This window comes from Geomonas propionica (assembly GCF_016458235.1).
Classification (GTDB): Bacteria; Desulfobacterota; Desulfuromonadia; order Geobacterales; family Geobacteraceae; genus Geomonas; species Geomonas propionica.
In genome coordinates this window covers 67210-93085 of sequence record NZ_JAEMHK010000020.1, presented here as the reverse complement: position 1 = coordinate 93085, position 25876 = coordinate 67210, and the positions used below count along the sequence as shown (strand labels likewise).

The 25876-nt window shown below is 62.8% G+C and carries 13 protein-coding genes; 6 read left to right on the top strand and 7 right to left on the bottom strand.

The features are described 5' to 3' along the window. Positions 1-70 precede the first annotated feature (70 nt). A complete protein-coding gene (locus JFN90_RS20750; protein ID WP_199397029.1) occupies positions 71-1552 on the bottom strand; it encodes a glutamate synthase subunit beta in 1482 nt (493 codons plus the stop codon). A gap of 39 nt (positions 1553-1591) precedes the next feature. Further along, positions 1592-6172: a glutamate synthase large subunit gene (gltB, locus tag JFN90_RS20745; RefSeq protein ID WP_199397028.1), complete on the bottom strand. Its 4581-nt coding sequence runs from the start codon at positions 6170-6172 to the stop codon at positions 1592-1594. A 543-nt stretch (positions 6173-6715) separates the two neighbouring features. On the opposite strand from gltB, the gene JFN90_RS20740 reads away from it, so the two are divergent. Then, on the top strand, positions 6716-7894 hold the full coding sequence (locus JFN90_RS20740; RefSeq protein ID WP_199397027.1) for a methyl-accepting chemotaxis protein: 1179 nt from the start codon (positions 6716-6718) through the stop codon (positions 7892-7894). Between the two features lie 57 nt (positions 7895-7951). Here the strand turns inward: JFN90_RS20740 and JFN90_RS22315 are convergent, their stop codons facing one another. Next, positions 7952-11500: a PAS domain S-box protein gene (locus JFN90_RS22315; protein WP_236019099.1), complete on the bottom strand. Its 3549-nt coding sequence runs from the start codon at positions 11498-11500 to the stop codon at positions 7952-7954. Between the two features lie 398 nt (positions 11501-11898). Here JFN90_RS22315 and JFN90_RS20730 point away from each other — a divergent pair, with 398 nt between their 5' ends. After that, positions 11899-12162, top strand: coding sequence for a hypothetical protein (locus tag JFN90_RS20730; protein ID WP_199397026.1), 264 nt, complete (start codon positions 11899-11901; stop codon positions 12160-12162). 88 nt (positions 12163-12250) lie between these two features. On the opposite strand, the gene JFN90_RS20725 is transcribed toward JFN90_RS20730, so the two are convergent. Together JFN90_RS20725 and JFN90_RS20720 are read right to left on the bottom strand one after the other, a co-directional pair. After that, a complete protein-coding gene (locus JFN90_RS20725; protein WP_199397025.1) occupies positions 12251-12466 on the bottom strand; it encodes a CsbD family protein in 216 nt (71 codons plus the stop codon). A 160-nt stretch (positions 12467-12626) separates the two neighbouring features. Then, positions 12627-12959 carry a hypothetical protein gene (locus JFN90_RS20720; RefSeq protein WP_199397024.1) on the bottom strand — a complete coding sequence of 111 codons (333 nt, stop codon included), beginning with the start codon at positions 12957-12959 and terminating at the stop codon, positions 12627-12629. A 395-nt stretch (positions 12960-13354) separates the two neighbouring features. Between JFN90_RS20720 and JFN90_RS20715 the strand changes: the two genes are divergently transcribed. The 3 genes from JFN90_RS20715 (at position 13355) to JFN90_RS20705 (ending at position 23000) form a co-directional block, all read left to right on the top strand. Continuing rightward, the gene (locus tag JFN90_RS20715; protein ID WP_199397023.1) at positions 13355-18592 is read left to right on the top strand and encodes an RCC1 domain-containing protein; all 5238 of its coding nucleotides are present in this window, start codon (positions 13355-13357) and stop codon (positions 18590-18592) included. A 97-nt stretch (positions 18593-18689) separates the two neighbouring features. Then, positions 18690-20327, top strand: coding sequence for a hydroxylamine reductase (gene hcp, locus JFN90_RS20710; protein ID WP_199397022.1), 1638 nt, complete (start codon positions 18690-18692; stop codon positions 20325-20327). Between the two features lie 162 nt (positions 20328-20489). After that, positions 20490-23000 carry a putative bifunctional diguanylate cyclase/phosphodiesterase gene (locus tag JFN90_RS20705; protein ID WP_199397021.1) on the top strand — a complete coding sequence of 837 codons (2511 nt, stop codon included), beginning with the start codon at positions 20490-20492 and terminating at the stop codon, positions 22998-23000. A gap of 392 nt (positions 23001-23392) precedes the next feature. On the opposite strand, the gene JFN90_RS20700 is transcribed toward JFN90_RS20705, so the two are convergent. Both JFN90_RS20700 and JFN90_RS20695 read right to left on the bottom strand, forming a co-directional pair. Beyond that, positions 23393-24652 (bottom strand): diaminopimelate decarboxylase, encoded by a 1260-nt coding sequence (locus JFN90_RS20700; protein ID WP_199397020.1) that lies wholly within the window; start codon positions 24650-24652, stop codon positions 23393-23395. Between the two features lie 41 nt (positions 24653-24693). Further along, on the bottom strand, positions 24694-25164 hold the full coding sequence (locus JFN90_RS20695; RefSeq protein WP_199397019.1) for an Lrp/AsnC family transcriptional regulator: 471 nt from the start codon (positions 25162-25164) through the stop codon (positions 24694-24696). 185 nt (positions 25165-25349) lie between these two features. On the opposite strand from JFN90_RS20695, the gene JFN90_RS20690 reads away from it, so the two are divergent. Continuing rightward, entirely contained in the window at positions 25350-25832 is a 483-nt protein-coding gene (locus JFN90_RS20690) for a cupin domain-containing protein (protein ID WP_199397018.1), read from the top strand. Positions 25833-25876 lie beyond the last annotated feature (44 nt).

The following is a 25876-nucleotide window of genomic DNA, read 5'->3' as shown; positions in this document are numbered from 1 at the left end:
AAAGGGCCTCTGGACAAAAAAAGGCACCCGGTTTTCCGGGTGCCTTTTTTTGTCTGCTGCTGCAACAAAACTACGCGAGTTCGGTCTCTCCCATCAGGAAACGGTCGCATTCGCGCGCGGCACCGCGCCCTTCGTTGAAGGCCCACACCACGAGACTCTGGCCGCGGCGGCAGTCGCCGGCGGCGAAGACGCCCGGAATGTTGGTGGCGTAGCGGTTGAATTCGGCCTTGATGTTGCTGCGGCCGTCGCGCTCGAGGCCGAGCGCCTCGGGAAGTTCCTGCTCGGGGCCGAGGAAGCCCATGGCGAGCAGCACCAGGCCCGCCGGGCGAACCAGCTCCGTCCCCGGCACCGGGACCGGTATGAACTGTCCCTTCTCGTTCTGCTTCCATTCCACCTGGACGGTGTGCACCGCCGTCACGTTGCCGCTGGCGTCGCCTTCGAACTTGGTCGCGGTGGTGACGAAAACGCGCGGGTCGGCGCCGAACTTCGCCGCCGCTTCCTCCTGGCCGTAATCGACCTTGTGCAGCTTGGGCCACTCCGGCCACGGGTTGTCGGCGGCGCGGGTGTCGGGGAAGCGGGGCATGATCTCCAACTGGGTTACCGACTTGCAGCCGTGGCGCAGCGAGGTGCCGACGCAGTCGGTGCCGGTGTCGCCGCCGCCGATGATGATGACGTCTTTCCCCTCGGCGGAGATGAAGTCGGCACCCTCGTTCAGGACCGCCTTGGTGTTGGCGGTGAGGAAGTCCATGGCGAAGTGGATCCCCTTCAGGCTTCTCCCGTCGATGGGAAGGTCGCGGGGGAGGGTGGCGCCGGTGGCGAGGACCACGCCGTCAAAGTCGCCGCGCAGTTTCTCCACCGGGTAGTCGGCGCCGCCGATGGCGGTGTTGCAGACGAAGTTGATCCCTTCCTGCTCCATCAGCTTGACGCGGCGCAGCACCACCTCGCGCTTGTCGAGCTTCATGTTGGGGATGCCGTACATCAAAAGCCCCCCCGGAAGGTCGGCGCGCTCGAATACGGTGACCTGGTGCCCGGCCTTGTTGAGTTGGGCTGCGGCGGAAAGGCCGGCGGGGCCGGAGCCGACCACGGCGACCTTCTTGCCGGTCCGCACCTGCGGCGGGTTGGGGGTGATCCACCCCTCCGACCAGGCGCGGTCGATGATGCTCACCTCGATGTTCTTGATGGTGACCGCCGGATCGATGGAGCCCAGGGTGCAGGATCCCTCGCACGGGGCGGGGCAGACCCGGCCGGTGAACTCGGGGAAGTTGTTGGTCCGAAGCAGACGGGCCAGGGCCTGTTTCCACAGACCGCGGTACACCAGGTCGTTCCACTCGGGAATCAGGTTGTTGATGGGGCAGCCGCAGGCCATGCCGCTCACCAGCATGCCGGTGTGGCAGAACGGGATGCCGCAGTCCATGCAGCGGGCGCCCTGGGTGCGCAGATGCTCTTCCGGCAGGTGCAGGTGGAACTCGTTCCAGTCCTTGAGCCTCTCAAGCGGCTCGCGGTCGGCTGGCAGTTCGCGATTGTATTCCATGAATCCGGTAGGTTTTCCCATAGCTCTATCCTATCTGAAGTATCAGGTCGATTTGCTTTTCTAGTGTGCTGCCTGGTGCGCGTTCTCTTCGAAGGCGGCAGCCAGCGCGTCGTCGCCGGTCAGGCCGGCCGCCTTGGCGCGTTCCAGGGCCTGGAGTACCCGCTTGTAGTCCATCGGCATCACCTTGACGAACTTGTGGACGTGAGTCTTCCAGTCGTGCAGGATGCGCGTGGCGCGGGCGCTGCCGGTACGTCTGGCATGCTGCGCGATCATCTCCCTGAGGGTGTCCTGGTCCTTCTCGTCCAAGAGTTCCAGTGCCACCATCTCGGCGTTGCAGCGCTCCTTGAAGTCCCCCGCGCTGTCGAGGACGTAGGCGACCCCGCCGCTCATGCCGGCGGCGAAGTTCCTTCCGGTTTCACCCAGTACCACGACGGTGCCTCCGGTCATGTACTCGCAGCCGTGATCGCCGACTCCTTCGACGACCGCGTTGACGCCGGAGTTACGGACGCCGAAGCGCTCACCGGCCATGCCGCTGATGTAGGCGGTGCCACTGGTGGCGCCGTAGAGGGCGACGTTGCCGGCGATGATGTTCTCCTCGGCCTTGAAGGGGGAACCGTCCGGCGGATAGACCACGATGGTGCCGCCGCTTAGGCCCTTGCCGAGGTAGTCGTTCACGTCGCCGGTCAACTCCAGGGTCATCCCTTTGGGGACGAAGGCGCCGAAGCTCTGCCCCGCGGAGCCGCGGAACTTGAGCCTGATGGTGTCGTCGGGAAGTCCCTCGGAGCCGTGGGCGCGGGTGACCTCGTTGCCGACGATGGTGCCGACCACGCGGTCGATGTTGGTGATGGGAAGCTCCGCGCTCACCTTCTCGCCTTTCTCGATGGCGGGCTGGCAGATCTCCAAAAGCCTCGTCATGTCGAGCGACTTCTCAAGGCCGTGGTCTTGGGACTCGGTGCAGTAGCGGCTGCCCTTGATGCCGGTCTGCGGCTGGTACAGGACGTTACTGAAGTCGAGCCCCTGCGCCTTCCAGTGGGCGACGGCGCGCCTGGGCTCGAGGCGGTTGGCGCGGCCGACCATCTCGTTGAAGGTGCGGAAGCCGAGTTCTGCCATGATCTCGCGCACTTCCTGCGCGATGAAGCGCATGTAGTTGACCACGTACTCGGGCTTGCCGGAGAAGTTCTTCCTCAATTCCGGATCCTGGGTCGCGACCCCGGCCGGGCAGGTGTTGCTGTGGCAGACGCGCATCATGACGCAGCCCAGCGTAACCAGCGGCGCGGTGGCGAAGCCGAACTCCTCGGCGCCCAAAAGGGCGGCGATGGCAACGTCGCGGCCGGTTTTCAGCTGGCCGTCCACCTCGACGATGATCCTGCTCCTCAGGTTATTGAGCATCAGGGTCTGATGAGTTTCGGCGAGGCCCAACTCCCAGGGAAGACCCGCGTGCTTGATCGAGGAGAGCGGGGAGGCGCCGGTGCCGCCGTCGTAGCCCGAGATGAGCACGACGTCGGCATGGGCCTTGGCCACGCCGGCCGCGATGGTGCCGACGCCGACCTCGGAAACGAGCTTGACGCTGATCCGGGCGCGGCGGTTGGCGTTCTTCAGGTCGTGGATCAACTCCGCCAGGTCCTCGATGGAGTAGATGTCATGGTGCGGCGGCGGCGACACGAGGCCGACGCCCGGGGTGGTGTGGCGGGTCTTGGCAACCCACGGGTACACCTTGTGCCCCGGCAGCTCGCCACCTTCGCCCGGCTTGGCGCCCTGCGCCATCTTGATCTGCAACTCGCTCGCGTTGGTGAGGTAGTTGCTGGTGACGCCGAAGCGGCCGGAAGCAACCTGCTTGATGGCGCTGTTCTTGGAATCGCCCAGCTCGTTGGTCCAGGTGAAGCGTGACGGGTCCTCGCCACCTTCGCCGGTGTTGGAGCGGCCGCCGATGCGGTTCATCGCAATGGCCAGCGCCTCGTGCGCCTCCTGGCTGATGGAGCCGTAGGACATGGCGCCGGTCTTGAAGCGCTTCATGATATCTTCGACCGACTCGACCTCCTCGATGGGGACCGGGATGCGGATGTCGCGGTTGAAGTCCAAAAGGCCGCGCAGCGTGTAGAGACGCTCGTTCTGCTCGTCGATCAGCTTGGAGAAGACCTTGAACTCGTGGTAGTCGTTGGTCCTGGTGGCCTTCTGCAGCGACTGGATGGTGAGCGGGTTGAAGAGGTGCTCCTCACCTTCCTTGCGCCACTGGTACTGCCCGCCCGGGTCGAGGGTCGGATCGGCCGGCACGCGCTTCGGATAGGCCTTTCTGTGGCGGATCAGGAGTTCCTGGGCGATGCCGTCGAGATCGATGCCGCCGATCCTGGACGGGGTCCAGGTGAAGTATCTTTCGATCACGGACTGGTGCAGGCCGACCGCCTCGCAGATCTGCGCGCCGCGATAGCTCTGGATGGTGGAGATACCCATCTTGGCCATGGTCTTGACGATCCCCTTGATGGAGGCCTTGACGAAGTTCTTGACCCCCTTTTTGTAATCGAGCCCGGGGAGCATCCCCTGCTGGATCATGTCCTCGATGGACTCGAAGGCGAGGTAGGGGTTGATGGCGGTGACGCCGTAGCCCAAAAGCACCGCGAAGTGATGCACCTCGCGCGGCTCGGCCGACTCCAGGATCAAGGAGGCGTGGGTCCTGGTCGCGGTGCGGATCAGGTGGTGGTGCAGGCCCGCCACGGCCAGAAGCGCCGGCAGGGCCGCGTACTCTTCGTTCACGCCGCGGTCGGAGAGGATGAGGACGGTGGTCCCCATCTCGATGTGACGGATCGCGCTGTTGAAGAGGCTTTCCAGCGCCTTCTCCATGCCGTCGGCGCCGTCGGCCGCCTTGAACAGCAGCGACAGGGTCGCGGTCTTGAAGCCGGGGCGGTCGAGTTCGCGCAGCTTGCCGAGGTCCTCGTTGCTGAGGATCGGGTGCTCCAGGCGGATGACGCGGGCGCTGGTCGACGACGGCTTCAGGAGGTTGGACTCGGAGCCGATCCTGACCGCGGTCGCGGTGATGATCTCCTCGCGGATCGGGTCGATGGGCGGGTTGGTCACCTGGGCGAAGAGCTGCTTGAAGTAGCTGTAGAGGAGCTGCGGCTTCTCGGAGAGGACCGCGAGCGGCGTATCGGTGCCCATGGAGCCCAGCGGCTGGATGCCGGAGGTCGCCATCGGCCCGATGATGGTCTCCTGGTCCTCGAAGGTGTAGCCGAAGGCCTTCTGGCGCTGCACCAGGGGGGATTCCTCGACCGCCTGCCCCTTCGCCTTGGGAAGGTCGGCAAGGGGGAGGTGGTTCACCTTGACCCAGTCCGCGTACGGCTTGGCGGTGGCCAGATCGTTCTTGATCTCCTCGTCTGAGATGATGCGCCCCTGCTCGGTGTCGACCAGGAACATCTTGCCCGGCTGGAGGCGCCCCTTCTTGATCACCTTCTCGGGCGGTATCTGCAGCACGCCCGCCTCGGAAGCCATGATGACCAGGTCGTCGTCGGTCAGGTAGTAGCGGCAGGGACGCAGGCCGTTTCTATCGAGGACGGCGCCGATGATGCGGCCGTCGGTGAAGGTGAGGGCGGCGGGGCCGTCCCACGGCTCCATCAGGCAGGAGTGGTACTCGTAGAAGGCACGCTTCTCCTTGCTCATGGTCTCGTGGTTTTCCCACGGCTCCGGCACCATCATCATGACGGCGTGCGGCAGGGAGCGGCCGGTCATCAAGAGAAGCTCGAGGCAGTTGTCGAACATCGCGGAGTCGGAGCCGTTGGTGTTGATCACCGGCAGCAGCTTCTTGATGTCGTCGCCGAACAGTTCGCTGTTGAACATGGACTGGCGCGCATGCATCCAGTTCACGTTGCCGCGCAGGGTGTTGATCTCGCCGTTGTGCGCCAGGTAGTGGTAGGGGTGGGCGCGGTCCCAGCTCGGGAAGGTGTTGGTGGAAAAGCGGGAATGCACCACCGCGATGGCGGAGGTGACGTCCTCGTCGCGCAGCTCGGGGTAGTACTGGTCCAGCTGGGCCGGCATCAGCATCCCTTTGTAGACGATGGTGCGGGTCGAGATGCTCGCCACGTACCAGTAGGGATCGACTTCCTGATCGCGGATCTCGTGGATCGCCCGCTGGTTTACCAGGTAGAGTTTGCGGTTGAAGGACTCCTCGTCCGGGCAGCCGGCATTGCGCTTGAAGAAGATCTGGCGCACCAGCGGCTCGCCCGCCTTGGCGGTGTCACCCAGGGAAGAGTTGTCGGTCGGCACTTCGCGCCAGCCGATCACCTCGACCCCTTCCTCGGCGATGATGCGCTGGAAGATGTGCTTCGCGGCGCTGCGCTCGGTGGCTTCCGGGGAGGTGAAGAGCATGGCCACGCCGTAGTCGCCGGGAGCGGGGAGCTCGATGCCGGCTTCGGGGCAGACCTTGCGGAAGAAGGCGTCGGGGAGCTGGATCAGGATGCCGGCGCCGTCGCCGGTGTTGTACTCGCTGCCGACGGCCCCGCGGTGGTCCAGGTTTTCCAGGACGGTAATCGCCTGCTGGACGATCTCGTGGGACTTCTTCCCCTTGATGTTGGTGACGAAGCCGACGCCGCAGGCGTCGTGCTCGAACTGGGGATCGTACATCCCCTGCTTCTTGGGTAATCCGATTGTTTTCATTGATGCAACCTTTGCCGGTGGGTAGAGTTCGGTCGATGGATCAACCTTTATCAGCAGTTACCGTGCCATGTGTAACGTATACGTTCTGCCGGGGCGATTGACTCACAAATACAAGCGTTTTTACTGTTGGATTGTTTTAATTTTCTGCAGTTTGGCGCCGCTTTTGTCATACACGTGACTACAACTGTTACTCACTTGTGTACTCATAAGGGGGGTGGCCGTCGGGGATGAGGTTGGGCCGGAAGATAAGCCGTCAGCGTAGTGCTGCCAAGAGTGCTGCTCCTTTTCTGTCGCCAGGGATGGTGTCCCGCAGGCAGAGAGAGTAGGTTTATTGTCTCATCGGATCTTTCAGGAAACATTTAAGAGAAAAGGTTATCACGGCGTCTGTGTCAGTCCCTTGGTACTGAGCAGGGTGAGAGTGGTTTAAGGTAAAAAGCGGGATAAACAGCTAAAGCATCGTGGTTCTGCTCCGAAAAGGACTTCAGAAGCAGATGGCGTGGATGCCTGTCTGCCACCGAAAGCAATATAACGCTGGGGACGGTCATGAACTTTTTACTCGATCTCTACCTCCACCTCCGGATCCGGACCCGGATCATCCTGCTGTGCATCTGTTACAGCTTCTGCATCGTCTTCGCCGTGGTGGCGGGCAGATCCTTCTCGCTGTCGCTCTCGGTGGTCTCGACCAGCGTCTTCCTCGTCCTGGGCGCCTTCTTCAGTGCGCTCTTGTTTTGGTCGGTCAACGACGCGCTGCGACGCATCATCGACATCCTGAAGACCATGATCGACGGCGACCTCTCCCAGCCCATTGCCGCCAAGCGCAACAACGAGATCAGCACCATCATCCGATCCATCGATGCGCTGCAAACCACCATGCGGGACATCATCCGGCAGATTCAGCAGAACTCGGAGCAGGTGGCACTCACCTCGCACCAACTGCAGGAGAACGCGGAGCGTATCTCGGCCGGTACCGACGACGCCGCCGCGCAGACCAACGCCGTGGCCGTCGCCAGCGAAGAGATGGCGGCGACCTCCGGCGACATCGCGCGCAACTGCATGAGCGCCGCCGACAACTCCAAGCGCGCCAGCCAGACCGCCGGCCTCGGAGCCGACGTGGTGCGCGAGACCACGCTGGGCATGGAGCGGATCGCGAACCGGGTGCAGGGTGCCGCCACCACCGTGGAGGAACTGGGCGCCCGCTCGGACCAGATCGACCAGATCATCGGCACCATCCAGGACATCGCCGACCAGACCAACCTGCTGGCGCTCAACGCCGCCATCGAGGCGGCCCGGGCCGGGGAGCAGGGCCGGGGGTTCGCCGTGGTTGCCGACGAGGTGCGCGCGCTCGCGGAGCGGACCACCAGCGCCACCCGTGAGATCGGGGAGATGATCAAGGCGATCCAGGGGGGGACCCGCGGGGCGATCGCGGCCATAGAGGAAGGGGTGGCCGAGGTCGGCAAGGGGGCCGAGTACTCCGCGCGCTCGGGGCAGGCGCTGGAGGAGATCCTGGCCCAGGTGGGCGAGGTGAACGGCCAGATCGGGCAGATCACCGCGGCGGCCCAGCAGCAGACCTCCACCACCGACGAGATCACCCGTAGCATCCAGAAGATCACCGACGTGGTGCAGCAGACGGCGCGAGGGGTGAACGACACCGCCGCGGCGGCCACCACGCTGGCGCTGCAGTCGGAAGAGTTGGAGCGGCTGGTGCGCCAGTTCAAGCTGTAGGCGCCGGCACTGGTGCCACGCGCCTGTCGGTCCTGCTCGGGCCCGGTGCCTCGTGCCTTAGTGTCGCAGGGCCTTCTTGATGATCTCTTTTAGCGGGGCCAGGTGATAGGGTTTTTGAATGAAGCCGCTGGGAGGCGTGTCGCGGAATTCCTCGGCGACCTCCTGCTCGTTGTAGCCGCTGGAAACGACCACGGTTACGCTGGAATCGATCCTGCGCAGTTCGCGAAAGCATTGCCTGCCGTCCATCCTGGGCATGGTCAGATCCAGGATAACCAGCCTTACCTCCGGAGTCTCCCTGAACACCGCCAGCGCCTCCGCGCCATCCTTTGCCAGCACGGGCGTGAACCCCAGGTGCTTCAGCATCTCGGCCCCGATACTGCGTACCGTCTCCTCGTCGTCGACCAGCAGCACGTTTCCGCTACTGTGCCACTCCTCCGCGCCCGCTGCCTCGCCCTCGGTTCCTGCCGTCACAGCCTGAGAGACCCCCGCGGGTAAAAAGACCTTGAAGGTAGTCCCCTTGCCCGGCTCGCTGGTGATGCTGATGGTCCCCTTGTGTCCCTTCACGATTCCCTGTACCGCCGCCATGCCCAGACCGCGGCCTGTGAACTTTGTGGTGAAGAAGGGGTCGAAGAGCCTGGCCATGGTCACCTTGTCCATGCCGCATCCGGTGTCGGTGACCATGAGATAGATGTAAAGCCCCTCTGGGAGGTCCACCTCCTGCCAGGACTCCTGGAGATAGTGGCGGCCGTAGACTATGCTGCCGGTGGTGACGACGATCTCTCCCGTTTTGTCCCCTATCGCCTCCGAGGCGTTGATGACCAGGTTCATGACGATCTGCCGCAATTGGGTCGGGTCGGCGTCGACCGGCGGGAGCGGCCGATGCAGGTCGTACCGGAGCGTGGCCTTCTTGGAGATGGAGACCTCCAGCAGGTGCACCAGGTCCTCGAGCAGGCTGTTCAGGTCCACCGTCTCGATGACGAACTTACCCTTGCCGGAGTAGGCGAGCATCTGCTTGGTAAGCTCGGTCGCCCGGGCCGACGCCTGTTGAATCCGGTGCAGGTTGTCCGCCGCGGGGGCCCCTGGAGGCATGCGCATCAGGGCGAGGTCGGCGTTGCCCACGATGGCCATGAGGATGTTGTTGAAGTCGTGGGCGATGCCGCCTGCCAGTACTCCCAGGCTTTCCAGCTTCTGCGCGTGCAGTAGCTGCTGCTCCAGTTCGGCCGCCTGTTTTCTCTGGGTGATGTCCCGGGTGATGCCGTGATAGCCGGTCACCTCGTCGTTGGCCTCCCGCTCCGGGGTTATGGAAACCTCGGTCCAGATCAGGGACCCGTCCTTGCAGCGCTGCTGGATTTCGAGCGAGGTGGAGGGGGGCTGACCGGCGCGGTGCGACGCCATGGCCGCCGAAATGGCGTCATGCCAAGCCTCGGTCGTCTGCTCGAAAATGGTGTGACCGAGGATCTCCGCAGCCGGGAATCCGCGCAGCTTTTCGTCGGCGGGACTGATGTAGGTAAAACGGAACTCCCCGTCCAGCTTCCAGACCACGTCGGCGACATCCTCGGTAAGCAGGCGGTAGTGGCTTTCACTGCTGCGCAGTTGCGATTCCATCGCCTTTCGTTCCGTGATGTCCTGGATGATCCAGATCGAGCCGTCCTCAGGTGCACCGGGATTCACCATCTGCCCCATGAGGTTGCACCAGGTCAGGGACCCGTCCTTGCGCCTCATCTGGACATCCGAGCAGTAGATCTCCCCATTGTCCAGCGCCAGGTACCCCAAGTCTCCGACCCGCTGGTACCACCCGGCGTCCGGGTACAGCATCGAGGTGTCCCGGCCCAACGTTTCCCCAGAACCATACCCCGTGATCCGGTCGAAGGCGGGATTGGTCCTGTGAATTTTCCGGTCAATGAGCAGGCAGGCGCCCAGGGGCATGGTGCTGAGGATGGTGCGTTGCTCGCTGGCGAGTCGTTCCACCTGGCGGGTGCGCTCCTCGACCCGCTGCTCCAGGGAGTCGTTCAACTGCTTCAGTTCGGCCAGGTACTGCTCGATGCTGCCACTCATCTCCTTGAAGTTGGCAATGAGATCGCTGGTCTCGGTAACGGCGCTCTCGGGCCAGGTCACGCTTCCGCCCGATGCCAGCGTGGCCGGGACATCGCTGGTGATCCTGCGCAGGTTTTCGAAGGTTCCCATCAGGCGACGGCTGAGCAGGTCGGCGAGCGCCAGCGACAGGAGCAGGATCACGAAGAGTACGGTGAGCTTGCCGGTGTAGCTGTCGTTGAGCCGCTTTTGGAACGGGGCCACCGGCTGTTCCAGGATCAGCTTCCACTCGGCGGAAATGCCCACGGTCGCCTCTGCCACGTAGTACGACTTCTTCCACCGTTCCGATACCGGGACGTTGCGCGCCGCCACGGGAACCCACTGTGAGATCCCCCCATCGATCTGACTCAGGCTCCCCTTACCCCTGTGCAAAGGGGTCATGACCTTCTGGCCCGGCCTGTTGCTCATGATGACCTTGCCGTTTCTGTCCAGCAGCGTGTACAGCATCTCGCTGTGACTCGACAGCTTGTCCAGTTGGTCCTTGACCTGCTGCAGGCTCAGGATGCCGATGGCGTAGCCGTTGTAGTTTCCCCCCACGACCACCGGGGCGAGCACCGAGACGATCGGGTGCGGTGTCCCGATGCGCGCCATCACCACCTCGGAGAGCATCGGCTTCAAGGTCCGCTCCATTTGGGGGATGAAGGGGCGGTCAGCGAAGTTCTTGCCGATACAGGGTTGGCCCAAGTCATCGAAGAGTGGCCAGTAAGCGGTGGTGGTCGCATCCCGGTCCAGGAGGCCGGCGCGCGTGAGGTTGAGGTTGGTTTTCACCGTCTGCTCCACGAAAGGCTGCACCTGCCGTGGTGGGGAAGAGGCCGCTAATTGCGCCAAGCGCACCACCGGAGTCTTCTGGTTCTCCAACCAGGTCTCCAGCCGCTTTGATTCGCGACCGATGTCCTGCAGCAGTCCCTGCCGGATCATCCGGTCCGTTTCTGTGAATTCTGTGCGGCAGCCGATGGCCAAGAGCACCAGGGACGGGACCAGGACGAAGCAGGCCAGCAGGGTGGTGATCACCTCTCCGAAGGAGATGCGCACGGACTTGGACCTGAGGGCGAATCCGGTGAAGATGAGCCGGGCGATGATGGCGTTGGCAATGCCGTTAACCGCCTGCTTGGTCATCACGATGTAGGTGTTGCTCAAGGGGACCTGCATCACCACGTGGTAGAACAAAAAGACCAGGGGCATGCCGATCACGGTCCAGTACAACGCGTCGGCGGCGACCAGGCCCAGACGGCGCCGCTGCATCAGGAAGGCCACCAGGCCTGTTTCGGCGACGAGGATGATGGTGGCGTAGGGATGGTTCCACAGGAAATACGTGTAGCTCCCTATGACCAGTGCCGCGAGAAGGCCGGGGCCGCGGCCGAGGATCTGCAAGGCCAGCATGGCGAAGATGCTGCCGAAAAGGAAGTCGATGTTCAGGAAGATGGTGAACTTGAAGTAGTTGCCGGCAAGGCCCAGGATCACGAGGCCCAGAAGCGGCAGGAACCGCTGGCGGGTATAGGGTGCGCTTTGAAGCAAGATTACCCCCGAAGCGGTAGGTGGGGCAGACGCCATTGAGTTTAGCTGTCAGAGGCGATGTCTGCCAAGTGTATTATTGCAAGAGTAACCGTAATGAATAAACAACTGCCAATATAATAACAGGCTTTAACAGTATTTTACTAGTGAGGAATTTTGGTACCAGTCATTGCGCACCGTCCTATGACTTTGGAGTAAAGCAGGAGTGTTGTACGGGAGGCAGGGAGCCGTGGCCAAGGCTTGCGTCGGGGATTGATATATGCTATAGCTGGCCCACATCTGATCGGCCTGAACCGATGTCGTCGCCGCATGAAAGGCCACCCGTATCCTGTCCCCGCAACATATTTGTCAAAGGGGTTACCCAGCCAGGTAACCCCTTTTTCTGTCCGGAATCTGCAGCCATGTCGAAAAACGGTAAGTTGAAAAAAGCGAAGAAGGTGGAAAAACGCCGCCTCCAGATGGAGGAAGCCCTGGAGTGCCTGCCTCTCAAGGAGGCCGCTGAAAGCGATCCGGTTGCCAGCACCCCCTTGCAGGACACCGACGAATTTCAGCCGGTGCCGCCACCAAGGAAGCAGCCCAAGCAATGTCCTTTCCCCCCCTGCGGACGCTACCTGGACCCCTCCTGTCGAGTCTGCCCCTATTGCGGAACTCCTCTGTCGGAGTGAGTGCGCCGCATAGAAACCTATCCCCCTTAAACAAAAAGGGACGGCGTTAACGCCGTCCCCTTCTGGTCATACCGATCAGCCGTCCGGATTAGTATCTGCCGTGGCGGCTGGTGTCCTCGTCGAGGTCATCCTCGATATTTTTTTCTGCCTTGCCTACATTTTTCTGCACTTTGCCGGCTATCTTTTCGGCCTTGCCTTCATTTTCCAATGAAACATTCCCAAATACTTTACCGGTAGTTTCTTTTATTTTGCCTTTTGCTTCGTGGAGTACGCCTTTTGATGTATCTCTTGAGCTGGATCTCATGGCTAGTCTCCTTCTTTAAACCAGTTTTATAACCGCTGTAGTTGAGGTGATTCCCCTACTACAAACTGATTTTATCATGTATCCACTTCTGAAATATAGTACCTATATTTGTGATAATGAGAAGCGTCAGCAGGTGGTACTTGGCTCCGGTCGCCAGGCGTCAATGGGCGGTGTCGGGGATTTCGAAAGCGGGGCCGGGGATGAAGATACCCCTCCAGGGTCTCGGGGAGACAATGCGCAGGTCCAGCTTGAACTGCGAGGGCGTAGCATCCCCGGAACAGTCGTAGGTCTCGCCGTCACTGTTAGGAGGGCAGCAGACCCAGAAACAGGCGCCGGCCGCGTCGCGGTAGCCCAAAAGGAGCTGTTCGTGGCCGCAGCGCAGCCCTTGGGGTGGGGAGGTGCCGGGGCCGCACAGGTTTACGCCGATGAGCGCGTGCGCGGGGTGCGCGAGAGAACAGGTGAGGAGTGCGATCAGCAACGGCTTGCCAGGCATGGGATACCTCCTTTCGGGGCGGTGGTGGGAGTGAACCCGCCTTCGGCATCTGCAGATTCTGCCCCGAAAAACATACCCGCACCGCGACGAATAGCAAATGAACAGGAACGTTGGGCGGCGCCAAACCATTGGCCACGGAGAAAATCTGAGAAAATCTGAGAAAACAAAGGCGGAGGTACCCAAACCACGACCGGTGACAGAGTCGACGGTACTGTGATTGCTCTGTGACGGCTGGGCGGCATCAGGAAAAACGCAGCCTGCGGTTAGATTCGAGTAAAGTGCCCTGACACATTAAATTTTTTTTGACTTGCCGCGCTGCATCTACTACTCTTTGCCTCCAGTGTATTGTCATGTGATGTTCATCCTGCGGCTTTGCCGTAAATCAGGAGGCCGATATGCGACGGATCTTCACGCTGAAGAACCTGCTGCTGCTCAGCATCGTTCTCAACTCTACCTTCGCCCATGCAGCCTTTGACAGCAAGACCACACCTCCGTCCCTGCACAACGGCCGTTCTTCCCTCGCGGATTCCTCACGCCCCCCGAAGGCTGCCCCCAAATATAAAAGCGACGAGTTGCTGGTCAAGTTCAAGGCCGGAACCCCGGTGCAAAACAGCAAGAACGTGCACGCCAGGCGGGGTGGGGCCGTCATCAGGGAGTTTTCCCGGCTGCGTCTGCACCACGTCAAGCTGAAAAAAGGGGTGACGGTCGAGGAGGCGTTGCAGAGCTACCGGGCCGAGCCGGAGGTGGAATACGCGGAGCCGAACTTCCTGTACGAGACCATGCGTCAGCCGGACGACGCCATGTTCAACGACCAGTGGGCGCTGCGCAACTCGGGGCAGACGGGGGGGACTTCCGGTGCCGACATCAAGGCGACCGCGGCCTGGGACCTCTCCACCGGAAGCAACGAGGTGGTGGTGGCCATCATCGATACCGGCATCGATTACACCCACCCCGATCTCTCGGCCAACGTCTGGACCGGCGGCGGGCTGGATACCGCCAACCAGGACCTGGATCCTTTCGACGATCACGGCCACGGCACCCATGTTGCGGGCATCATCGGAGCCCGCGGCAGCAACGGTATCGGCGTGGCCGGCGTCAACTGGAACGTCAAGCTCACCGCCTGCAAATTCATAGGCGCTAACGGGTCCGGCGACACCGCCGCCGCGGTGCAATGCCTGGAGCACATCAAGGGGCTCAAGGATGCCGGCGCCAACATCGTGGCCACCAACAACAGCTGGGGGGGGGGCGGTTTCTCCCAGGCCCTCTACGACGCCATCGACGCCCAGCGGGACATTCTTTTCATCGCTGCCGCCGGCAATAACGGCTCCGACAACGAAAGCCTCCTCTTCTATCCGGCCGCCTTCGAACTCCCCAATGTCATCACCGTGGCTGCTACCGATCTCAACGACAACAAGTCCTACTTCTCCAACTACGGACTCCGCAACGTCCACGTGGGGGCGCCGGGTACGGACATCCTAAGCACGCTTCCCGCCGTCAACACCTGGAGCCTCACCGGCGGCTACGGCAACCTCTCCGGCACGTCCATGGCGGCGCCCCACGTGGCGGGGCTTGCCGCCCTGCTGAAGGCACAGCAGCCGGCCCGGGACTGGCGTACCATCCGCAACCTCATCCTGGCCGGCGGCGACCCGGTGCCGGGGCTGGCGGATAAGACTCTTACCGGGCGGCGCATCAACGCTCTTGGCTCCCTGAGTTGCAGCGACAAGCCGTTGCTGGTCCCAGTCCAATATCCGGCACAGTTCCCGGTGAGCTCCGGCACCTTCACGCTAGCCGCGCAGAGTATAAACTGCGGCAATCCCGCCGGCCCCGTGACCGTGACCACCTCCGCGGGGGAGACCATCACCCTCCAGGACGACGGCGTCTTTCCCGACCAGGCTGCCGGCGACGGCATCTTCTCCGCATCCTGGACGGTGCCGTCCTATCTCGTGCCGACCCCGGTGCAGGTCCTGAAGTTCTCCTCGCCCGCCGGGATGGTCTATGTGCCCTCCCTGTCCATCAACGGCTACCTCCCGGATGGGAACCTGGACCACGATTACCGGCACTACCTGGAGGCCACCAGCGGCGTCGCCCCCTACACGTGGGTGGTGCAGTCGGGGACGCTTCCGGACGGCCTGACCCTGAACAGTGCCACAGGCGAGGTGTCCGGTTTACCCCGGCGCAGCGGCATGTTCCCGTTTACCGTCACCGTCACCGACGCCATGGGACGCAGCGGAACCAAGCAGTATTTAGTCCAGATGTCGGACGGCCTGGTGGTCGAAGAGCGCTCCATGAGCTACCGCGCCGCCACCCTCAGCATTCCCAGGGATATTGCCGTCGACGGGGCGGGCAACACCTACCTCACCGGATTCCTCCAAACCGGCGCACAGGATGATTACCTGACACTGAAGTACAGCCCATCCGGGGCGCTGCTTTGGAGCAGGAGCTACGATAGCGGCATCAACGAACGGGCCACTGGGGTTGCCCTTGATGGCAGCGGGAACCTCTACGTAACCGGCGGCGTTTCCGACCCCTTCGATATCCCTCTCGGCATCACGCACCTCGCCTGCACCACGGTGAAGTACGACCAGCAGGGGAACGAAATCTGGAGCCGTAGTTTCGACAACGGAACCATAGACTCCGCCCAGGGGGTGGCAGTCGATGCCCTCGGCAATGTCTACGTCGCCGGGTACACCACCTACGACTATCCCTGGCGACACGATACCCTGCTGGTCAAGTACGACGCCGCCGGCAACGAACTCTGGACCAGAAGCTACGACTCTGCCGAAGTGGACCGCATCTTCTCCGTTGCCCTCGACGGAACCGGCAACGTCTACCTGACCGGACATAAAGGGGTGGTGGGAGCCGACGGCTGGTACAGTTACCAATATGAGACCTTGAAGTACAGCCCCGAGGGCGTGCTGCTCTGGGTCAGAAACTACGACGACCAGACCGCATACGCGGTCACTGTCGGCGCCGACGGCTCGGTGTACGTGGCGGGGGACTATTTCTGGGTGGTGAAGTACAACGGCGACGGCGCCCAGCTCTGGAGCAAGGCTGTGCCGGTGGACGGGGTGAACGGACAAGAACTGCATGTCACGAGCCTTGCCGTGGGCAAGAAGGGGCAGGTCTATGCGGCCGGCCGTTTCTTCGACGGCTTCGGCACGGCCTACGCCCTTGCCAAGCTGGACGCCAACGGCACCATCCTCTGGACCAAGCGGATCCAGGGGGACGCCAAGGATTACGCGTCGATCGCCCTGGCACTGGACCGCAACGACGCCTTCTACGTAACCCGCCCCTACGACGGCGGCATGCTGACCAGCGTCTATATCGAGCCGTTGTTCGCTGAGCCGCTCCCGGTGGCGGTGAAGGGGAAGCCGTACCGCCACGCACTGACATTCAAGGGGGGCAGCGCCCCCTACACCGTTTCCGTCGCGGTCGGGGCACTCCCCTCCGGGCTTGTCATCGACCCGGTGACTCAGGTCATCTCCGGCACCCCGACTGCCAGCGGGACCTTCACCTTCGCCCTGCAGCTGGGGGACGCGGCGGGTGCCCAGAACCTCGCCGACACGGTGCTGCGGGTCCACGAGCCCCTGGAACTCACCTACACCGACAACGGGACCGGCAGGGTCGACTTCTCCAACGGCGCGAGCTGTTCCGGTCCGTGCAGCCTTTCCTTCGAGCCGGGCACTCTGGTCACCATGAGCGCCACAACGGGGGGTGACTCCCTTTTCACCGGCTGGGGCGGCGCCTGCTCCGGTACCGGTGCCTGCACGGTGACTATGGACGGCACCAAGGAAGTGGGCGCTGGATTCAAGAAATTGACCACCACCCTCACCGTCAAGCGCTCCCCGGGACCGGGTTCGGGAACTGTCCAGTTTTCGCCAGGCATCCCCTGCACGGGCAGTTGTTCCCAGATTTATGACTTCGGTGCGGAGGTGATCCTGACCGCTATCCCCGCAGTAGGCTCGGTGTTTGTTGGATGGGGCGGGGCCTGCAGCGGGGTGGCGGCGTGCACACTGTCCATGATCACGGAGCGGTTGGTGTTCGCTAAATTCCAGCCTGCGGGGCCGGACTTGCCGCTCATCGCCAGCGGGGAGTGGTTCGGCGCCGTGCTCAGGGCGGACGGGACACTCTCCACCTGGGGCGAGAACGTGGACGGCGCCCTGGGCGACGGCACCTCGGGGTACCGTCTTGCGGCGACCGCCAACCCGGTGCTGGCCGGGGGCATAGCCGTTGCTGCCTACTCGCACACACTGGTCCTGAAAGAGGACGGCACCGTCTGGGGCTGGGGCAAGAACGGTTCCGGGCAACTGGGCGATGGTACCATCGTTAACCAACCTGTTCCGCATCAGGTGTCGGGCTTGGCGGGCATGGTCGGCATTGCCGCGGGCTCCTCGCACAGCGTTGCGGTGAAGAGCGACGGCACGGTCTGGGGCTGGGGAGCCAATGCCAATGGCGCCCTGGGTGACGGCACCACCACCCAGCGACTGACGCCGGTTCAAGCAGGCATCGCGGGGGTGGTCGCTGCTTCTACTGGGGCAGGGTACACCCTTGCTTTGAAAAGCGACGGCACGGTCTGGGGGTGGGGATTCAACCCGTCCGGCCAGCTTGGCGACAACACCCTCACCACCAGGTTGAACCCGGTGCAGACTAACTCGCTCACCGGAGTGGTTGCGGTCGCGGCTGGTTCGTCGCATGCGGTGGCTCTCAAGAGCGACGGTACCGTCTGGACCTGGGGCGACGGTTCCCTGGGAAGGCTCGGTACCGGCCCCACAGCCACCAGCAAGGTGCCCGCGCAGGTCACCGCCCTTTCTGGAGTCGTTGCCATAGCGACCGGGGATTACCACACCCTGGCGCTCAAGTCGGACGGCACGGTCTGGGCCTGGGGGTACAACCCCTTCGGCCAGATCGGCGACGGCACCACCACTGCCCAGCGCAACACACCGGTCCAGGTAACCGGTCTGACCGGGGTGGTGCGTATCGCTGCCGGCCCCACCCATTCCTACGCCGTCAAGGGTGACGGCACCGTCTGGGGCTGGGGCGACAACACCCGTGGTTCCCTCGGGGACGGCACCGCGGAACGCAGGTACGCCCCCTACCGGCTTCCCATACCGGCTGCGACCCTCGGCAGCGATTTCACCGCTTCCGCAACCTCCGGGCCTGCTCCGCTGGCGGTCACCTTTTCCGACCTCTCGACCGGGGCCCCCACCTCGTGGCTGTGGAATTTCGGCGACGGGAGCACCGCCACCTCGAAGAACCCCGTCCATGTCTACGGCACCCCGGGGAGCTACACGGTGTCCCTGACTACGACCAACCAGACCGGCAACGTCACCAAGAGCAAGGCCGGATACATCAGTGTCCTTACCTGCTCCAACCCGCCGGTGCGGGTGCAGTCGGCCCCGTCGGTGCTGTTCGCCGACCCCGAGACCGCCTTCCTGCAGGCACTCGATAACGACGTCATCCAGCTCCAAGGAGTTCCCTTCAGCGGCGACCTCAACTTCGACCGGGAGATCGTGGTGCGCCTGGAAGGAGGCTACGACTGCGCCTATAACACCAAGGCGGGGAGTGCCGCCATTACCGGGAAGCTGAAGGTGACCAAGGGGACGCTCAGGCTGGACGGCGTCCGGCTGAAATGATGCCGTAACAGCGGCCGACGCCGCCGCAGGTTGAAAACTGTTCTATATCTGACAAACTCTCCTGATTGGAAAATTCCAACCTTTCAAGGAGGCATAAATGGCTAGTGCAATGTTTTGTCGGCAATGCGAACAGGCGGCGCGCGGGGTAGGCTGCGACGTGATGGGTAACTGCGGCAAGAACCCCGAGGTGTCGGCGCTTCTGGACCTGATGATCCACGGGCTGCAGGGGGTCGCGCTTTACGCGAGCAAGGCGCGCGAGGCGGGGCGCAAGGATGAAGAGGTGGATCGCTTCATGCTGGACGGCCTTTTCACCCGGGTCACCAACGTCAACTTCGACCCGGACGACATCGCCCGGCGCCTGCAGAACTGCTACCGGATCAAGGAGAAGGCCAAGGCGCTCTATGAGCAGGGGGGGCAGGCACCGCAGCTGACCCAGGAGGCGGCCAACTGGCAGCCGGCGGGAGACACCCAGGGGCTGATCGCCCAGGGGCGGCAGCACGGAGTCCGCACCTGGCACCAGGACCCGAACATACTCTCCACCATCGAGATCCTGATCTACGGCCTGCTCGGCATGGGCGCCTTCGCCTGGCACGCCGCCGAGATGGAGAAAGAGGATGACGGCATCTACGAGTTCATCCACCGCTCGCTGGCCAAGACCACCGACCCGCAGGCAAGCCTCGAGGACTTCGTCGGCCTGTCCCTTGAGTGCGGCAAGTGGAACCTGCGCACCATGGAACTCCTCTACGACGGGCACGCCGAGCTGTTGCAGGCTCCCGAGCCGATGAAGGTGAATCTCGGCACCCGTGGCGGCAAGGGGATCGTGGTCTCTGGCCACGACCTCCCCATGATGGAGGAGATCCTGAAGCAAAGCGCGGGCAAGGGGATCAACGTCTACACCCACGGCGAGATGCTCCCCGCCAACGGCTACCCCGGCCTCAGGAAATACCCCCACTTCGCCGGTCATTTCGGCACCGCCTGGCAAAACCAGGCCCGCGAGCTCCCCGGCTTCAACGGGGCCATCATCTTCAACACGAACTGCATCCAGAAGCCGGAGGCCAGCTACACCGACCGCCTCTTCACCTGGGGCGAGGTGGCCTGGCCGGGCATCCCGCATCTGGAGGGGTACGACTTCACCCCGGTGATCGACAAGGCGCTCGCGCTGCCCGATCTCCCCGAGAACCCGGGGCAGGAGATCCTGGTCGGCTTCGGCCACGAGGCGGTCTTCAAGGTGGCCGGCGCCGTGGTGGACGCGGTGAAAAACGGCGACGTCCGTCACTTCTTCCTGATCGGCGGCTGTGACGGGGCCAAGGCCGGGCGCAACTACTTCACGGAACTGGCGGAAAAGGTCCCGAAAGACTGCGTCATCCTGACCCTCGCCTGCGGCAAGAACCGCTTCAACCGGATGGAGTTCGGCGACATCGGCGGCATCCCGCGCCTGCTCGACGTGGGTCAGTGCAACGACGCCTATTCCGCCATCCGCATCGCGGTGGCCCTCGCGGACGCCTTCCAATGCGAGGTCAACGAACTGCCGCTGTCCATGATCCTTTCCTGGTACGAGCAGAAGGCCCACGTGATCCTGCTCACCCTTTTGCACCTGGGCATCAAGGGAATCCGTCTGGGCCCCTCACTCCCCGCCTATGTCTCGCCGGCGGTGCTCGACTTCCTGGTGCAGAATTACGACCTGGGTCCCATCTCCACCCCGGAGCAGGACCTGCAGCACGCGCTGGGACAATGACAGTTTCCTCCTGAGACGGTGGAGGGCGGCAGCGCCCTCCACTATCTTGTCCGCCATCCACCCGATCGAGCCGCTCCCTCAGCACATCTTTATTCAGTTCTTCCTGCCCTGTGCCGATAGGTATGACTGGACAGTCCCAGTTTTTCTATCTGAGGGAGCGGCATGCAACTCTGGCTTAAACTTCTACTAAGTTACCTCGCCATCATCTGTGCCACGGTTCTCATCTCCATCGGTGGTATCTCCGGTGCTCAAAAAGTAAGGGACAGCTTCTACAAGGTGAACGAGGAGGTCATCCCCCACCTGCTTGCCCTTAAGGATCTCCGCTACGCGGGGCTGCGCATCGTATCCTCCTCCATGGAGTACGCCTTCCTCACCTCGGTCGAGCCTGCGGGGGGGCAAGGGAAGGAGGACCTGCAGGCCAAGGAGGAAGAGGTGCGGCTTCTCACCGATGGGCGCGCCAGCTTTCTCTCCAGCTTGGAACTCTGCAGCAGGACCCTGGTACATGGGGCGGAAAAGAACCCCAGGGCGTTGGAGCTGAGCGGACAGGCCCTCTTGAAGGGTTCGCAGGATTACATCTCGGTGGTTGACGCGAGGGGGACCGGTGCGCAGCTGATCGAGTCCAAGGAGCGCTTCGAGCAGGCGGAGAAGGATTTTCTGCAGGCCGTGAACGCGGCCCACGACAGTGAGATGGTCGAGCTGCACCAAAACCTTGCCGCAACCCTGCACAGCATCTCCACTTCCATCGCCTCGGTGGTAATACTCTCCGTGGTGGCGCTCTCCGCAGCTGTCCTGTTGAGTGTCGCCATCCCCTTGAAGGTCTCGCGCCGTATCCGCATCCTGAAGGACGCCGCCGCCGCGATTGCGGCAGGCAAACGCGACGTAATCGTCCCGGTAACCGAACACGACGAGATCACAGCGGTGTCCGACTCCTTCAACACCATGGTGCAGCGCTTGCGAGGCTCCGAGGAGCAACTAAACGCCACCAACAAGTACCTGGACAGCATCATCGCTACCATGCCCGAGGCTCTTACCGTGGTCTCCCGCGACGGGGCCATTCTCGACATGAACCGGGCCACCGAGGAGGTGTTCGGCTTCGCCAGGCATGAACTCGTGGGGCTCGACTTCACCTCACTCTTTGTCGACGCGAGCCTCGGACTCGATTTCATCGGCGCGGTGCTGCGCCAGGAGGGGCTGGTCGAACGGGAGGCAACCCTTCTCACCCATGACGGACGCGCCATCCACGTAAACCTGTCGGCCACCATGCTGGAATTAAACGGCGAACGGGACCGTTTCCTCTGCCTGAGCCACGACATCACACTGCGCAAAAAGGCTGAGGAGGAGGTTCACAACCTAGCCTACTTCGACCAGCTGACCGGCCTGGCCAACCGGACCCTGTTCTACGACCGCTGTTCCCAGGCCCTTGCCCGCGCCAAGCGCTACGGCGAGATGTTCGCCATCCTCTTCTTCGACCTGGACCACTTCAAGGACGTCAACGACACGCTGGGGCACCACGCAGGCGACCAGTTGCTGCAGCTCGTGGTGCAGCGCTTCGGGAGCGTGATGAGGGCGAGCGACACCTTCGCGCGCATCGGAGGGGACGAGTTCGCGCTGCTTTGCTGTCAGGTGTCGGGGATCGACGGTGTCGCCAAACTGGCGGAAAAGCTGCTCGAACTGGGCAAACAGCCGTTCGAGGTAGAGAACCGGCAGATCTACTCCGGCGCCAGCATCGGCATCGTGCTCTTCCCCGAGGACGGGGACGACATTGCTACCCTGCTCAAGAACGGGGACCTGGCCATGTACGCCGCTAAAAGCGCCGGGGGCGGGCGGTTCCAGTTCTTCTCGGAGGGGCTGAACCAGAAGGCGCAGGAGCGGGTGGCGGTCGAGGCAGCCTTGCGCGAGGCGCTCAAAAAGAATTTGCTGACAGTGCACTACCAGCCGCAGCTTGAGCTGCGGGAGGGGAGGGTGGTGGGCATGGAGGCCCTGGCACGCTGGCACGACGAGACGTTGGGAACGGTCTCACCGGCGCGCTTCATCCCCATCGCGGAGCAGACCGGCCTGATCCATCAACTGGGGGCGTGGGTTTTGCGGGAGGCCTGCGTCCAGTGCAAGCGATGGCATCAGGAAGGCTTCCCGTTATCCGTCAGCGTCAATGTCTCGATAAAGCAGGTGATGCAGGAGGGGTTCTCGGAGATGGTGGTGGGGACGCTCCTCGAGGTCGGGCTGGAGCCTAAGTACCTCGACCTGGAACTGACCGAGAGCATGCTAATGGAGAAAGCGGCGGAATCGGTGGCGCTTCTGCGCATGTTCAAGTCGCTCGGGGTGCAGATCTCCATCGACGACTTCGGGACCGGTTACTCCTCGCTCAGCTACTTGAAGAACTTCTCGGTGGACCGGATCAAGATTGATCAGTCCTTCGTCAGGGACGTCACCGTCCGGGACGATGCCGTCGGCATCATCAAGGCCATCGTCGCCATCGGGCACAGCATGGGGCTCCAGGTGATCGCCGAGGGGGTGGAGAGCCTGGAGGAGGAAGAGAAGCTCCAGTTGTGCAAGTGCGACCAAGTCCAGGGGTACCTGCACGCGCGGCCGATGCCGGCTCCGGAGGCCGGCGCCTTCCTGCGCGACGCGTTTGCCCGTACCGCCGCGGGAGCCGGGAAAGAGGAGAGCTTGTGAGGGGCCATCGGTACACGCGGGAGGCGCGGATAACTTTCCTACGAAGCGCAGCACGATAACTCGCGTCCTCCCCTTTGCGAAGGGGAGACAGAGGGGATTTGATGTTGGGGTAGACCCAGTTGAAAGGGGCATTCCAGAAACTGCGCCATCTGGGAATGGCTTTGATTCAGGAAGAGATGTTGCTGGTGTGCAGCAAAGAGCAATCCCCCCTGTCCCCCCTTCGCAAAGTGGGGAACTCTAGGCCACCTGCACCGTTAGTGGTCAACATTCCCACACTCCCTGAAGTTTTCAGATGAACCTTTGCGAAGGGGGAATGAAAACGGCACCCAGCCGTGAGGCGGGGTGCCGTTTTTAGTTTTACCCGGAGCGTAACCTCCGCCCTACTACGACCGCTACGGCTTCAGCACGGAGGGCTCGAAGTTGTAGGTGGCGAAGTAGTCCTCGACGGTCTCGGCGCGGCGGATCAGCTCCACCCGGCCGTCGGCGCGCAGCATGAGCTCCTTGGGACGCAGCCGCCCATTGTACTGGAACCCCATGGCGTGGCCGTGGGCGCCGGAGTCGTGGATGACCACCAGGTCGCCGTCCACGATGGGGGGGAGTTCGCGCTGGATGGCGAACTTGTCGTTGTTCTCGCACAGGGAGCCGACCACGTCGTAGACTTCGCTGCGCTCAACGCCGTCCTTGCCCAAGACGTCGATGTGGTGGTAGGAGCCGTACAGAGCGGGGCGCATCAGCGAGGACATGCAGGCATCCAGGCCGATGTACTTTCTGTAGGTGTCCTTGCTGTTGATGGCGGTGGCCACCAAGGCTCCGTGCGGGCCGGTCATGAAACGGCCGCTCTCCATGAACATGGCGGGCGCGTGGCCGTGACGGGCGCGGAAGCCGTCGAAGATGGCAGTGATCTCCTTGGACATGGTGGGGAGATCGAGCGCCTTCTGCTCCGGACGGTAGGGGATGCCGAAGCCGCCGCCGATGTTCACGAATTCGAAGGTGATGCCTAGCGCCGCCTCGACCTCCTCGGCCACCTCGAGCACCATGCGGGCGGTCTCGACGATGTAGGTGTAGTCCAGTTCGTTGGAGGCGACCATGGTGTGCAGGCCGAAACGCTTGGCGCCGCGCGCCTGTGCTTTCCGGTACGCCTCGACCACCTGCTCGTGGGAAACCCCGTACTTCGCCTCTTCCGGGTTGCCGATGATCACGTTGCCGGTGCGGCGCGGGCCGGGATTGTAGCGGAAGCAGATCATCTCCGGGAAGACCGGCACCTTGTCGACGAGCGAGATGTCATCGAGGTTCAGGATGCAGCCGCCGTCCTGGGCCGCGAAGGCGAACTCCTCCGGGCTGGTGTTGTTGGAGGTGAACATGATGTCTTCCGGCTTCGCACCCAGTTCGCGGGCCTGGATCAGCTCGGGGATGGAGCTGCAGTCGAAGCCGAAGCCCATCTCCTTCATGAGCTTCAGGATCTCCCGGTTGGGGAGCGCCTTGACCGCGAAGAATTCGCGGAAGCCGGGGATGGAAGAGAAGGCCTGTTTCAGCTGGGCGCCGGTTTCCCTGATGCCCGCCTCGTCGTAGATGTGGAACGGTGTCTGGAAATGCTGCTGGATTGCGGGGATCCGGGGGAACAGGCGTTCTTTGAAAGAAGCGGACATCGGCATGACTTTGATTCTCCTTCTATGGTGTTAGCTGCTTAGCGTGATTAGCTGTGACGGCTGTTGCCGTTATGTTCCGTGAGGTCGACGCGCCGGGTTTCCTTGACCGTGTCCAGGACCACCTGGGTCCGGATCGACTTCACTCCCGGCAGGGGCCGGATCTGCTGCAGGATCCTGGCCAGGGTGGTGTGGTCGGCGGTCCTCAGCTTGACCAGGAAGCCGTCTGGCCCGACCACCTGGTGCACCTCCTGCACAGAGGTGATGGCGGCCAGCGCGCTCGCGATCTGCGCATCGGTGCCGTCCGTCTCGACCTGCACGAAGGCGGAGAGCCCCTGGTGGAAGCAGGCCGGGTTCAGCCTCACCTCGTACCCCTCGATGATGCCCCGCTCCTCGAGCTTGCGGATCCGTTCCAGGACTGCCGAAGGGGCCATCCCTACCTGCCGCGCGACCTCAGCGTTGGGGATTCGTGCCTTCTCCTGAAGAATCTCCAGTATGTGGATGTCTATTTCGTCGAACATTCTTGTTTACACCTTTAAATACGAATTTTATTCATATTGTATTACGATGTAAAGAATTTTTTTCGGGAAAGGCTGCCGCGGCGGACGGTACTGGAGAATGTGCTGGCGCCGAAAGGCGCGGGGACCGTACAATAGGAGTCAGGCAGGAAAAAACAGTGCATTATCTACGCTGTTGAGGAGGCCGTATGAAGAGGACGATGCTGTTTCTGATGATGGTCTTATTCTCTGTGGCCGCCGTCGGTAATGCGGCGGAGAAGAAGGTAACCAAGGCAAGCAATCCTGTGGTGCAGCAGGTGACGCAGCAGGTGATCGTACTACCGAACCAGGTGCAGTGGCATGCCGGTCCCCCGGCTATCCCCGGCGCACAGATGGCCGTTCTGGACGGGGACATGCACAAGGCAGGCTTTTTCGTGGCGCGGATCAAGTTCCCCGCCGGGGCGAAGATCGCTCCCCATTATCATGGCAACGTGGAACGGGTGACGGTAATCTCCGGCACGGTGAAGCTGGCCATGGGAGTGACGCAGGACAATCCGACCGTGCTTCCCGCGGGAAGCTACTTCTCGATCCCGCCCAAGACCGTGCACAACGCCTGGGTGGATGAGGAGACCGTCCTGCAGATCGCGACGCGCGGCCCCTGGAGCATGCACGCCGTGACCGGCGCCAAGTAGGGACTCAGCACACAATACGAGCAGCACAAAAAGCAAAGGGACCA